The sequence below is a fragment of the Pseudomonas sp. FW305-28 genome (assembly GCF_017351395.1).
Taxonomy (GTDB): Bacteria; Pseudomonadota; Gammaproteobacteria; order Pseudomonadales; family Pseudomonadaceae; genus Aquipseudomonas; species Aquipseudomonas fluorescens_AA.
Genome location: NZ_JACNDD010000164.1, coordinates 1 through 13,899 on the forward strand (window position 1 = coordinate 1; position 13,899 = coordinate 13,899).

Here is a 13,899-nt window from a genome sequence, read left to right on the forward strand (position 1 = left end):
GACCGGGTGTTGCAAGTGCGTGAGCTGGTGCTCGGGCAAAACGCCCAAGCGACCCTGCCGGGCGACACGGCCGAAACCTCGGCGGATTCACTGGTCTACGGTCACGGCCGATTGGGTGTGGATCAGGTCCAGTCGGGTGGCTTCGACAGCCTGGCGCTGTTGAGCAACGGGCTGTTGAGCATCGATGGCGACGTGTCGTTGTCCCTTGGCCAAAGCCTGAGCCTGTATGCCCGCAGTTTTGTAACCCGTGCAGCCGCGCCAAATACCCGGGCTCAACTCAATGCTTCCCATGTACTGCTGTCGGGCCCCGCGGCCAACCTTCCAAACAGGGATAACTACGTCCGACCGGTGGTCGATGGCGGCGTATCGTTGCAGACGAACAAGGCCGTGTTTTCTGTCAACGCAGACCTGCTGGATGTGCAGGGTAACGTGACCTTCAGTAGCAAGGGTACCGTGCGACAGGCCGACGGCAGCACGGTCGAGTTGGAGCGCGCCGGTTTTGACCGGGTTCAGTTAAGCAGTCGGGGGGATGTGCGATTCCTGGCCGGGTTCTCGAACGATGGATTGCCTACAGGCTTTACCACCCAACTCCTGACGCCTTCGGACATGATGTTGCAAGCCGCTCAGCTGTATCCAGCGACGGGCGTTGGCGCCCGGGTTTTGGCGGGTTGGAGCATGACCGCGGAGGGAACGCCGCAATATGATCCTTTGCGCAGCCTGGTCATCGGGCGAACGACCCAAACCACGTCCCAGGTGCCTTACTCGGCATTCGGGCGCTTGCAATTGGGTAGCGCAAGGATTGAACAGGGCGGGGTGGTACGGGCACCGCTGGGTTTGATTGAAATCGGCACCAATGGTGGTCCCGGGGAAGCCATCACCGATCGGATCAACCTGTTGCCGGGCAGCTTGACCTCGGTCAGTGGCCTGGGTCTGGTCATGCCGTATGGCGGCACTGTCGATGGTCAGAGTTACCAGTATGCCGGCAAGAAGGTTGTGCTGCTGGGGCAAGGCGCGGTTCCTTCCGAAAACGGCGACATTAATATCGGCGTGATTCTGGGCGGCAAGTCGGTGGAGGGCCAGGAAGGCTCGGTACTCGACCTGTCGGGTGGCGGTGACTTGCTCGGTGCTGGTTTCATCTCCGGCCGTGGCGGTTCCACCGACGCACGCTTCAACCCGTTGGTACAAATTGGCGCGAACGGCGGCTTCACCCTGCCAGGGCTGTCCAGCAATCCGGTCTACGCTATCGTGCCGGGCAATCAGAGCCAGTATGCGCCGGTCGCCCCCGAAGGCGGTGCGGTGGATCCGCGAGTAGGCCAGCAAATTACCATTGGCGCCGGTGTGCCAGGGCTCGCCGCCGGTACCTATACCCTGATGCCGTCCACGTATGCGTTGATGCCAGGAGCGTTCCGAGTCGAGGTCAACGGCCTGGCGGGGCAAGGCCTCACAACGGGCGCGCAACAGATGCGCAACGGCTCCTGGACCACCGCTGGCGTGCTCTCGGTCGCCAATACCGGACAGCGCGACAGTTTGCCCAGCCAGGTCATCCTGACGTCGGGGGATGTGCTGCGTCGCTACTCGCAATATAACGAAACCAGCTACGCCCAGTTTGCCGTGGCCGATGCCGCTCGCCTGGGCGTGCCTCGGGCCGTCTTGCCGGTCGATGCCAAGACCTTGAAGTTAAGCCTGTCGCCTGGCGCGGGAGATCAGGCGTTTTCCTTCAAGGGCATCGGCAAGTTCGCGCCTCAAACGGGGGGGTATGGTGGTACTGTCGCTGTGACTGCTATCGCGAATAAGGCGTTGGAGGTGGTAGCCGAGGGAAGTGGGGCGACGGCCGGCTTCGAAGGCGTGACCCTCAATGCCGAGAGCCTGAATGCGTTGAATGCCTCGCGCCAAGTGATCGGTGGCCAGTTTTCAGTGATCTATGGACAAGGCGGCAATTACATCAGCCCGCAGAAGGTGTCGAGCAGCGTGATCTTGCGCGAAGGCGCGACCTTGGCAGCTCCCGAAGTATTCCTTCTCTCCAGTGGCGGGGAAGTGCTGGTGGAGCAAGGCGCCGCCATCAATACCATTGGCCGGGGCAAGGCCGCCTATGACGCCCGTGATGGTTTTATCTATAACCTGAGCGGGAAATCGCTCAACTACAGCATGCTGGCTGCCTCCAACGGTTTGCTCAATGTGCTTGCGCCCGAGTCGGGTTCCAACGGCTCCATCAACATCGGCGGTTGCAGCCTGATAGCGTGCAGTGGCGTCACACGGATTCATTCCGAGGGCAGTATCGTCGCTGCTTCGGGCGGCAGCGTGGCCCTGAGCGACCAAGTGCGCTACGGCACCCGTCACCTGACCCTGGCCCTGAGTAATATCAACGTCGGCACCGCCCAGGCACTCAGCGATGCGGCGATGCGCCAGGTCTTGCCAGCGGGGCTGACCCTGAGCCAGACCGTGCTTGATCGCCTGTTGCGTGGCGACACCGAATATGGCGCACCGGCCCTGGAAACCCTAGAGCTGTCGGCCCGCGAGGCGTTGAACTTCTACGCAACCGTCAGCCTCGACACGTATGACCCGGTCACCGGCAAATCGCGCCTGAGCAACCTGATGCTCAGCACCCCGGCCATCTATGGCGCCGGCAACGCCAATGACGTGGCGACTATCCGTACCGCCAACCTGATCTGGAACGGTGCCGTCGGCGCGCCGGGTTCGGTGATTGCTGGTGGGGCGGGCACCGGCGCCGGTCGCCTGGACATCCAGGCCCAACGGATCGAGTTCGGTTACGGTGCCTTCGCCCAGCCCAGCTCGATCACCACCCTGGATCGCCTGGCGCTGGGATTCGCCAACGTCAACCTCAGCGCCAGCGAACGCTTGACCGCCAACCACAAGGGCAGCCTGGCGGTGTATCAAAGCCAAGGCGCCTATGACGCGAAAACAGGCTACGCCTACAGCGGCGGCAATCTGAATATCCTTACCCCGTTGCTCACCGGTGAGGCCGGTTCGGTCAACCGCATCACCGTAGGTGGGGCGGTCAATGTGGCAGGCACGACCGCTAAGCCGGGCGCTGTCTCCGGGCTTGGGGGTGAGTTATCCCTCAAGGGGCAGAGCCTCAACCTGGCCAGTGCCGTGGTGCTGCCCAGCGGCAAGCTCACCCTCAGCGCAACGGATGACCTGACCCTCGCCGATGGAGCGCTGATCGACGTGGCTGGGCGCGCAGTCACCTTCAACGATGTCACGCGCTACAGCGCCGGTGGCGAGGTGATCCTGCAAAGCCGCAACGGCAACATCCGCCAGGCGGATGGTTCAAGCATCGACCTCTCGGCTCGCAATAATCAGGCTGGCCGGCTCAGTGCGGTGGCGTTGGACGAGGCGGCCGGGCTGGTCGACCTGCAAGGACAAATCCTCGGCAGCAGCAGTGGCGAATACGACGCCGGCGGCACCACCATGCCGTACCAGGCCGGCGGCGTGGAAATCCAGGCCCAGCGCCTGGGCGCCAGCGGCAGCCTCAGCGAGCAGTTCGCGGCGTTGAACCAACGCTTGAACGATGGGCAGGTCTACGGCTCCCGTGGCTTCCAGCTCAAGCAGGGCGACCTGGTGATCGGCAACGAACTCAAGGCCTCGACCATCAGTGTATCGGTCGACAACGGAAACCTGTTGGTCAATGGCAAGGTAGACGCCAGCGGCGAACGGGTCGGCAGCATCCGGCTCGCCGCCGGGCGCTCTCTGACCCTGGGCAGCAACGCGGTGCTCGATGCCCACGGCAATCGCCTGCGGGTGGACAGCTACGGCAAGATCATCGACTCACCGAACCGCGCCATGGTCGACCTGACCTCCCGGGGCGGCGTGCTGACATTGGCCGATGGTGCGCGCATCGATTTGCGCCATGGCACCGCGGCGCCTGCGGGGCAGCATGATGGTCGCGCTCGCGGCACCCTGGAGCTCAATGCCCGGCGCGCCGGCCCGGATGCCACCCACGGTGACATTGCCATCGACGCCAGCGGCAACCTGGATATCCAGGGCGCACGGTCCATCGCCGTCAATGGTATGTGGCAATACAACGACGCCGCCTTTGGCAGCGATCCGGCGGCCAGTGGCCGTCCTTATCAGGTCATCGACCAGGCCTACCTGGATGGCAAGCATCAGGACAGCCTCGCCTTCATCAACGCGGCGCTGGCCAACAGCGATTTGATGCAACGCAAACTCGCTGGTCTGAACAACGCCCGTTATGTCGATGCGTTCCACCTACGGCCCGGCGTCGAGATCGTCAGTGCGACGGCCGACGGTGACCTGGTGGTGCAGGGGGACCTGGACCTGTCCGGTTATCGCTACGCCAGTGTCAACCCGCACACCCGGCAAACCGCCGTGTACGGTTCCGGCGAGGCCGGCGCGCTGACCCTGCGCGCCGGGGGCGACCTGAGTATCTACGGCAGCATCAACGACGGATTCGCTCCGCCGCCCGCCACTCAGGATGACAAAGGCTGGGTGTTGCTGCCCGGCATCGATTTCACCGGTGGCGACATCGTTGTCCCCGGTGCCGGCGTGACCCTGGCCGACGGTACGGCGTTCCCGGCGGGAACCACGCTCAACTACGACTTACCCATCAAAAACGTGACCCTGGCGGCCGGCACCCGGTTGCCAGTGGCGGCGATCCTGGAACAACCCTTGGAACTGCCGGCCGGCACGGTATTGGCGGCGGCGGTGCACGACGCCTCCGGCAACCTGCTGTTTGCCGCGGGCACTTTGCTGAGCCGGGCCCAGACCCTCGAAGCCGGCTCGCAGTTGGGCGCTGGCAGCGTGTTGAGCGGCGCCGCCGCATTGCTCGGTTTCACCTGGCCCAAGGGCGTGGCGCTGCCCAATGTGGCCAACGCGGGCAATGTCCAGAGCAATATCCTCAGGCTGGACGGCAGCCTGGCGCTGAACCGTGGTTCGCTGATCCCCTCGGGCACCGATGTGAAGTTGCCGGATGGCGTCGAGTCGATCCAGCTACGTCCGGAAGTCGCTGGCAGCCAGGGGCGGATGTGGGCCGTCGCGCCGATGCTCGCCGAGGGTTCGCAATCCTGGTCGTTGCGGTTGGTGGCCGGGGCCGATACGACGGCGGCGGACAGCCGGATCGTCCAGCCCGATCCGGTACAAGGCGACTTGCGTCTTGCCGATAGTCACTACGGCATGTTTGGCAAATCCGTGCCGGCCAAGGGCACCTATCGGTGGACTCAACAAGGGGTCGATGAGCTGGCGGGCGCGGGGTTCACGGTAGAGCTAGGCCAAACCGTTGACCTGGACATCGTGAGCAATTTTGGCTACGACTCGGTTGACGCCTTCTGTGCGGATTTCGCCGGTATTTGCGCGCTTCAAGCTTCTTACAGATGGACCAAGGCCGCGGAGGAGGAATTGGCAGGTTCCGGCTTTGAGGTCAAGGCCGGCGAGCTGATCAGTCAGGCTGCTGCGCAGTTTTTCCAGTTCGATTCGGTTCAGTCACTCTGCGACGCGGCGCCGAGCGTCTGTGCCCCCGCAGACGTGGAGTATGAAGCGGTTGCCGGCAGTGTCCGTCCGAGCGTCATCCGCACCGGTACCGGGGACCTGGAACTGCTTAGCGGTGGCAGCCTGCGCATGGATTCGTTGTTCGGCATCTACACCGCCGGCACCTCGTCAGCACCAACGTTCCCGGGCGATCCCTACAACCAGCCCAAGGCCCTGGGCGCCAACGGCAAGGTGCTCAACGACGAGGATGGCAGCAACGAAAAGCTGGTCGATGGCGGCACTGAAAGTCTCTATCGCGCCTGGTATCCGGACGCGGGCGGTAATCTGTTGCTCAAGGTCGGCGGCGACCTCAGCGGTAACCTGACCGCGCCTGCAGCAACCCCGAACGGACGACCGAATCCCGCCGACATTGGCCAGGACTCGGCCAATGTGGGCAATTGGCTCTGGCGCCAGGGCAATGGTGATTCAGTGAGCAGCCAGCCGACCGCCTGGTGGATCAACTTCGGTAGTTATACCGCGTCGACGGTATCGGGTGGCGCTGATCAAATGGCCGCCTTCACCGGGTTCGGAACTTTGGGTGGCGGTGATCTGGATGTACAGGTGAAGGGTGACGCGGGCGTGTTGAACCGGCTCGCCGGTGGCGACTTCAACTCAAACATCAGCCCTCGTAGCCAGGGGCTGCTGTTGGCGGTGGGCAGCACCGGACGTGTGGGCGCTGATGGCAGCCTGCAATTGACCGGCGGTGGTGACCTGAGGCTGCGGGTGGGGGGCGTTCTGAATTCCGATAGCCGGCTCACGGACGGGCGTCTCAGTGGCGCAGTGATCAATCTGCGTGGGCATGCGCAGCTCGACAGCAGCGCGATCGGGCGAATCGACCTGCGCTACGGTAATCAGGGCACGGACCAGTCCCCGGGGGAAACGCGGGCTTACGATTCCTTCCGCTCCACACGCGGCCAGGCAACCGGTGGCTTGACCCTGATGCCAGGCGACGCCACGTTCAATCTTTCGACCCTGGGCGACCTGGTGGTGCAGGAGGTCGTAGACCCGGGGAGAGCGCCGATAATGAGCGTTTCGCCCTTCAAGAATGGCGAGATCAATGGGGCGGGTGTGAGCTGGTTTACGCTGTGGACGGCCAATACGGCAGTGGACCTTTGGTCGTCGGGGGGCAATATGACGCCCCTGGTGTCAGAAATCGAGACCGACCTGTCGGTGGTCTATCCCTCCATCCTGCGGGCTGTGGCCGCCAGTGGCAGTCTTTATTATGGCCAGGCCAAGGTTTTTGGTACCGCAGGCTACGATGGCAGTTATCGCCGGGCGCTGCTACTCGCACCCGGTATCAACAGCGAGCTGCAGTTCCTGGCCGGCGACTCCATCTATGGCGGCGACCTGACGGTCAGTCGTTCCGGGGCCTCGTCTGCGGCCATGGCCACCCCGCTGCGGCCGGCTTTCATGGGGCTTGTCAATGGAAGTGTGGTGGTCAGTAACCTCTCTGCCGATGCCAATAGTGTCTCCATAGGCGCGAATACATTGCCGTTGTTTGCTTTTGACAGCAGCAGCGCTGCCGACGAATGGGCGACCAACACCGATCCTGCCCGTTTCTATGCGCTCAAGGGCGACTTGCTGGCCGTCAATAGCGGGCGGGCGATGACGTTCACCACCCCGAGTGACAGCCGATTCGGCCAGACCTATTACGAAGGAACCGGGTCGGTGTGGATGATGGCCGGACGGGACATCGTCAGCAGCGGCACCCCGCTGAGTGGCGGCAGGGGCGGTGAGTCGGTCACGGGGGAGTACACCAGCACCGGCAACCTCTTCATCCACAACAACCCCACCGACATCTCCATCGTCTCCGCCGGGCGCGACATCCTCTACAGCAACTTCAACGTCGCCGGTCCCGGCCTGCTGGAAATCACCGCCGGGCGCAACATCCTGATGGACGACAAGGTCAGCATCACCAGCCTCGGCGCCGTGGTGCCGGGGGATTCGCGCCCTGGCGCGAGCCTGGTGCTGCAAGCCGGCGCGGGTCTCAACGGCGCGGATTACGAGCGCTTCGTCAAGGCCTACCTGGACCCGGCGAACCAGGCCTTGGCCGGTGTGCCGCTGGCGAACCAGGACGGCAAGGTCGCCAAGACCTATGAAACCGAATTGGTGGATTGGCTGGAGAAGCGCTTCGGCTTCAGCGGTGACAGCGAACAGGCCCGCAGCTACTTCGCGGCGTTGCCGGCCGAGCAGCAGCGGGTGTTTGCCCGGGATGTGTACTTCGCCGAGCTCAAGGCCGGTGGTCGTGAGTACAACGAAGTGGGCGGCGTGCGCCAGGGCAGCTACCTGCGAGGCCGGGAGGCTATCGACTTGTTGTTCCCAAGCAAGGATGTGGCGGGCAATGCGATCACCTACAAGGGCGACATCACGATGTTCGGCGGGGCGGGGGTGCACACCGATTTTGGTGGCAGTATCCAGATGCTCACCCCGGGTGGCGGGCAGACGTTCGGCATCGAGGGTAACGCACCGCCGTCCACCGCCGGGGTCATTACCCAGGGCGAGGGCGATATCCAGTTGTATGCGCAGAACAGCATCCTGCTGGGGCAGAGCCGGATCATGACCACCTTTGGCGGCTCGATCCTCGGCTGGTCGGCCCAGGGCGATATCAACGCCGGCCGGGGTTCGAAGACCACCGTGGTGTACACGCCGCCCAAGCGTTTGTATGACACCTGGGGCAACGTGACGCTGTCGCCTTCGGTGCCGAGCACCGGGGCCGGTATCGCCACCCTCAACCCCATTGCCGAAGTGGCGCCGGGGGATATCGACCTGATCGCGCCGTTGGGCACCATCGATGCGGGCGAGGCGGGGATCCGGGTGTCGGGCAACGTCAACATCGCGGCGTTGACTGTGGTGAACGCAGCCAACATCCAGACCCAGGGCAAATCCTCCGGCGTGCCGCTGGCGGCCTCGGTGAACACCGGGGCCATCACCTCGGCCAGTTCGGCGGCGTCTTCGGCGACGCAGGCGGCTGAAGACGTGGCCCGTCAGCAACAGAACGCGGCGCGGCAGAACCAGGCGTCGGTGTTTACGGTGCAGGTGGTGAGTTTTGGCTCCGAGCAACTGGCCCCGTCACGCGATGGCGCCAACCGCGACGCGCCTCGCGCCTACGACCCGGCCAGCCCGGTGCAGGTACTGGGCGCGGGGCCTTTGGACGAGCAGAACCGCCAGCGGCTGACCGAGGAGGAGCGGGGGCGGTTGAGTTTGTAGGGGATTGAGCTTGCAGTGAGGTGGGCTGTGCTGGCGTCATCGCGAGCAAGCTCGCTCCCACAGGGATCTGGGGTGTCCATGAGCTTTGCCTGCACCACAGCGCCCATTGTGGGAGCTAGGGGTTTAGGAGCTTTGCATGCACCGCAGGTCTCATTGTGGGAGCGAGCTTGCTCGCGATAGCGGTGGGACGTGGGTTACAGCCACCGCGGCGTGGTGAAGAACGAGGCCATTTCCGAGCGGGCCAGTGCCGCGCCGAAGTACGGGCCCTGGACATGGTCGCAGGCCACGTTGCGCAGTTGGCTGAATTGCCGGGCGTTTTCGATGCCCTCGGCGGTGACCATAAGCCCTACGCTGCGGCTCAACCGGATCATCGCCAGGACGCCTTCCTTGTCGTCCTCCAGGCCCAGCTGCGACAGGATGTTGCGATCGAAGCGGATGCCATCGAACGGCTGGTCCAGCACCTCGCGCAGGGAGGCGATGCTGGTGCCGAATTTGTCGATGTTGATCCGCACGCCGAGGTCCTTGAGCGCATGGAGGGTGCTGGCGACGGTCTTGTGGTCGGCCAGCAGGACCCCTTCGGCCACTTCCAGGGTCAGCCGGTGAGGCGCCAGGCCACTCGCTTGGAGGGCCTCTTGCACCTGGTCGAGCAGGAAGCTGCTGTTGAACCACCGGGGTGAAACCGCGATGGAGACATTGACGGCGCTCGGCCAGGTCGCGGCCTCTTCACAGACATTGATCAACATCCAGGTACCCAGCTCTTCCAGTTGGCCCGAGGTTTCGGCCACCGGTATGAAGTCGGCCCCACCCAGTTCACCTTTTTCGGGATGGTGCCAAAAGGTCTGGGCTTCGAAACCGTGCAGTTGCTCGGCGCTCACATCGAAGCGAGGCAAGTAGCGCAGTTCCAGTTGGTCCCGCTGCATGGCGTCGCGCAGTTGCTGCTCGTATCGCCGTCGGTCGCGGGCCAGGTTGCCCATGGCTTCCACATACACGCGCCAGGTGTTGCGGCCTCCTGCCTTGGCCGCATACAAGGCGATATCGGCGTGGCGCAACAGTTCATCGGCGCGTTCGTCACCGGGCTGCGCCCAGGCAACGCCGATGCTCACTCCCAGGTACAGCGTATTGCCGTCCAGGTGCATGGGCCGTTGCATGCAATCGATCAGCCGTTCACACAGTTGATCGAGATCGTCGGCGTCGCCGGGGTCGGGCATGACAATGACAAATTCATCACCGCCCAGGCGCGCCACCAGATCGGTGTCACGGACGTTTTGCTGGAGGATATGCGCCACTTCCCTGAGCACTTTATCGCCCACGGCATGGCCCAGGGAGTCGTTGACCGGCTTGAACCGGTCCATGTCCAGGTTCAGCAGCGCCAGAGGCGGGCGATCAGGTCGGTCCAGGTGTTCGCGCAGGCAATCGAACAAGCGGTTGCGGTTGGCCAGCCCGGTCAGCGGATCATGCAAGGAAAGGTGCTTGATCTGGGCCAGCGCCCGCAGCTCGTCGGTGATGTCGGTGGCGGTGCCGCGAAAACCCAGGGTGCCGGCCTCGATGGCCCGTACCGACAGTTTGCAGGTGCGGATGCGCTGGTTGCGTGCGGTGTACTCGCACAGCAGCGGCGCCGAAGAGAGGCTGTTGGCGCCGCCGAGCAGCCATTGGGCAATCGAGATCGAGCCGCCATGGGGATGAAGCAGCCGTTGCAGGGGCTTGCCCAGCCATTCGGTGGGGCTGAACCCGGTCACTTGTTCGAAGCGCTCCGACAGGTAGGTCAGCGTCCCGGTCGAATCGACCTCCCACAACCAGTCGGATGAGACTTCGGCAATGTCGCGGAAACGTTCTTCACTGCGTTCCAGTGCCTTGCGGTGGGCCAGCAGGCTGGCGTATTGGCTTTCCTGGGCGCGAAGCATCACCAAGGCATGGCGCAGGACGGCCAGCGCCAGGATTCCCAGCGCCAGTAGCGCCAGGGCCAGCAAAGGCAGCAGCCCCTTGCGCAGATCCTGCCCCGGGGTTTGGGGTCGCCAGGCCAGGGCCTCCAGGGTCAGGTTGTCGAGCAGCAGTTGGGCGGTATCGGCTGGGCCTGGTGTCCTGGCGATATGGGCATCGGGCAGGGCGAAGTCCCGCGCCAGGTTTTTCAGGGCTCCGGGGTCCAGGACCTTGACGAAGAGCATCAGGCTGGGCGGGCCGGGAATTTGCGCCACGCTGTTGTCCGTGCCGGTGGTGATGGCGGACACGGCGACGAATGCAGGGGCATCTTCGTGATGCAGCATCTCGACGACCACTTCGTCGTGATTTTCCTCGGTGCTGGCTTTGTTCCACAGGGCGCGCAGATCGCCGGTCAGCCAGGTATCGGCATCGACGTCGCTCATTTGGCCATCGATCACCGAATAGACGGTCTTGCCGGTCGGGGAAATGACAAACACCGCCTGGTAACCGTAGAGCGAATACACGCTGCTGCCGACGTTTTCCTGGTCATAGGCCCATTCCTTGTCGACCTTGACGTGCAGGTGCCGGTAGGCGTCGCTCCATTTGGAATAGTCGCTCAGGTCCCGGCCGATGCCGGTGCGGATCCCCTCGATGGCCCGTTGGGCGAAAAACAGGCTCTGCTCACGGGCGCGTCGGTCCTGGGTACCGGTGATGTTGAGCAACACGGCGATCGCCAATGCGGACATGACAAACAGCAGGAGCATGATGGCCGGAAAAGTGCGACGGGTGAAGCTACGGGTTGGCGAGCCCGGGGAAAGGACAGTCGAGTCGTTGCCAGCATTTTCAATCATAAAGATAAGTCATCAGCCAAAAAGCGATTTCACCCGCACCTGTCTTGTATCGGCGGATGGGCTGATTTACTGAGTCGTGTTAACGAAGGGGCCGACGGGCTGCGTTGTCTTCGTCATGTGCGGGCCTTCAAGCGTGATGCCCACTTGAGGGCGACATCCCGTTGGGACGGGTATGTATCGCAGTGTGTACAGGACAGGCCCGGATACACCCGCTTGACGAAGGCCCAGGCCGGCGACACAGGCCGGATACACACCGGCGATTAACTACGCCAGCCAGCCGACACCGAGCCTCGGTGCGGATGACTGGCGCCTTAATCGTCAATCGTCAGAGGAATACCCCATGCTCAACTTCTCTCGCAATTCGTCCCTTGCACTCGGCCTGGCCCTGGTCGGCGGCCTGGGTCTCTCCACGGCGGCTTCGGCCTTGACCATGAACGACCTGGCCCAGGGCTACACCTTGGCGGCAGCCGATACCGTGAAGAAGCCCGCCGAAGGCAAGTGCGGCGAAGACAAGTTCGCCAAGACCGATAAAAACCACGATGGCCAGGTGTCGCGGGACGAGTTCATCGCCGCTGCACCGGAGCGCGCGGCGGAGTTCGACAAGATCGACGCCAACCACGACGGCGGCATCTCGTTGCCGGAAGCCAAGCAATACCTGTCGGCCCAGGCGAAGACCGCGGAAGGCAAATGTGGCGAAGGCAAGTGCGGGGCGGCTATCGAGTCCTGATTCGCCCCGGGTGGTGAGCCTGATGGGTTGATGCCCGCTCCCTCGCCACGGGTGTTGGGTTTCCATCGTGGGGTGGGTGTTCGTTCCATGAGGCTCTCCACATCTCGTTTCCCCCAGGAGAGATGTGTCATGTTGAATTTACCTCAACCCTCGGCAGGCCTCGGCCTGCGTCGGGCCTTGCTCGATGAGCTGCGCCAGGCACCGGCCGGGGATTTCGATTTTCTCGAAGTGGCCCCGGAAAACTGGATCGGAATCGGCGGCCCCCATGGGGCCGCCTTGCATTCGCTGGCCGAACGTTATCCGTTGACGTGCCATGGCCTGTCGTTGTCCCTGGGTGGGCCGGCGCCGCTGGACCTGGCGTTTCTCGGCCAGGTCCGCGGGTTTCTCGAGCGTTTCAACGTGCCGCTTTACAGCGAGCACTTGAGCTACTGCGGCGATGACGGGCATCTGTATGACCTGTTGCCGCTGCCCTTTACCGAAGAAGCGGTGCATCACGTGGCGGCGCGGATCCGTCAGGCCCAGGATGTGCTGGGGCGGCGCCTGGCGGTGGAAAACGTCTCCTATTACGCCGCCCCCCGACAAGACATGAGCGAGCTGGAATTCACCCGGGCGGTGTTGCGCGAAGCCGATTGCGACCTGTTGCTGGACGTCAACAACGTCTACGTCAACTCGATCAATCACGGTTTCGATCCCCAGGCATTCCTGGCGGGCCTCGAGCCGGAGCGGGTGGTCGCGATGCATGTGGCCGGGCATTACGATGAGTCCGACACGTTGAAAATCGACAGCCATGGCGCACCGGTCAAACCGCTGGTCTGGGCGTTGCTGGCCCAGGCCTACGGGCGTTTCGGCGTGCGGCCGACCTTGCTCGAACGGGACTTCAACTTCCCGCCCTATGCCGCGCTGGTGGCCGAATTGCAGACGATTCGCCAGTTGCAATACCCGGCCGTCCCCCGGCAGGCGGTGAGCCATGGCTGAGGCCCGGCAGACGCTGCACCAGCAGCAACAGGCGCTGACCCGTTACCTGCGCGACCCGGAACACTGCCCGGTTCCGGCCGGCATGGATGCGGCGCGGGTGCAGGTGTACCGCGACCTGATCTTCGAGAACATGCGTTCGCTGCTCAGCGGCACTTTTCCGGTGCTGGTGAGCGTGCTGGGGCAGGAGCAATGGCGTGCGTGTGTGCGCCGGTTCCTGCGCGAACACCGCTGCGTCACGCCCATGTTCGGTAAAATCGCCGAGGAGTTCGTGACCTACCTCGCGGCCCATCCATCGCCGGACTGGCCGCCGTTCGTGGCGGAGCTGGCGCACTATGAGTGGGTCGAGATGGCGCTGCTGCAATCCGAGGCCGAGCCGTTGTCGAGTCATGATGAGGCCGCCTTGCTCGATCTGCCGCTGCGTGTCTCGCCCCTGGCCTGGCCGCTGGCGTACCAGTGGCCGGTGCATCGCCTGGCCCCGGGCTACCAGCCCTCGACGCCACCGGCCCAGCCGACGCTGTTGCTGGTGCGGCGCACGCCTGGGTTTGAGGTGCGCTTTGCCGAACTCAGCCCGTTGGCCTGGCGCCTTTTGCAGCGCATCGAGGAATATCCCGGGTTGGCGGGGCGAGGGCAGTTGCTGGCGTTGGCGCAGGAGGCGGGGGTGGCTTCGTTCGAGTTCATGGACAGCGCCGTGGCGCTGTTGCGGCGGATGCAGGAGCAAGG

Annotated in this window: 5 protein-coding genes; 4 read left to right on the forward strand and 1 reads right to left on the reverse strand. The window is 63.9% G+C overall.

All coding sequences use genetic code 11. The features are described 5' to 3' along the window. The coding region (locus J4E53_RS26290; protein WP_207268217.1) for a filamentous haemagglutinin family protein at positions 1 to 8,709 on the forward strand (8,709 nt) is incomplete at its 5' end. Between the two features lie 194 nt (positions 8,710 to 8,903). Here J4E53_RS26290 and J4E53_RS26295 read toward each other — a convergent pair. Further along, the gene (locus J4E53_RS26295) at positions 8,904 to 11,477 is read right to left on the reverse strand and encodes an EAL domain-containing protein (RefSeq protein WP_103310716.1); all 2,574 of its coding nucleotides are present in this window, start codon (positions 11,475 to 11,477) and stop codon (positions 8,904 to 8,906) included. A gap of 340 nt (positions 11,478 to 11,817) precedes the next feature. Between J4E53_RS26295 and J4E53_RS26300 the strand changes: the two genes are divergently transcribed. The 3 genes from J4E53_RS26300 to J4E53_RS26310 all read left to right on the forward strand — a co-directional run. Continuing rightward, positions 11,818 to 12,204: an EF-hand domain-containing protein gene (locus J4E53_RS26300; protein ID WP_053119671.1), complete on the forward strand. Its 387-nt coding sequence runs from the start codon at positions 11,818 to 11,820 to the stop codon at positions 12,202 to 12,204. 129 nt (positions 12,205 to 12,333) lie between these two features. After that, a complete protein-coding gene (locus J4E53_RS26305; RefSeq protein WP_060742029.1) occupies positions 12,334 to 13,179 on the forward strand; it encodes a DUF692 domain-containing protein in 846 nt (281 codons plus the stop codon). Then, positions 13,172 to 13,899 (forward strand): DUF2063 domain-containing protein (locus J4E53_RS26310; RefSeq protein WP_207268218.1); only part of this gene is annotated, 728 nt, incomplete at its 3' end. The genes J4E53_RS26305 and J4E53_RS26310, both read left to right, overlap by 8 nt.

Bases quoted from the DNA above. Each gene is read 5' to 3' on its own strand.
- J4E53_RS26295 (WP_103310716.1), bottom strand. From the start codon at position 11,477: ATGATTGAAAATGCTGGCAACGACTCGACTGTCCTTTCCCCGGGCTCG.
- J4E53_RS26300 (WP_053119671.1), top strand. From the start codon at position 11,818: ATGCTCAACTTCTCTCGCAATTCGTCCCTTGCACTCGGCCTGGCCCTG.
- J4E53_RS26305 (WP_060742029.1), top strand. From the start codon at position 12,334: ATGTTGAATTTACCTCAACCCTCGGCAGGCCTCGGCCTGCGTCGGGCC.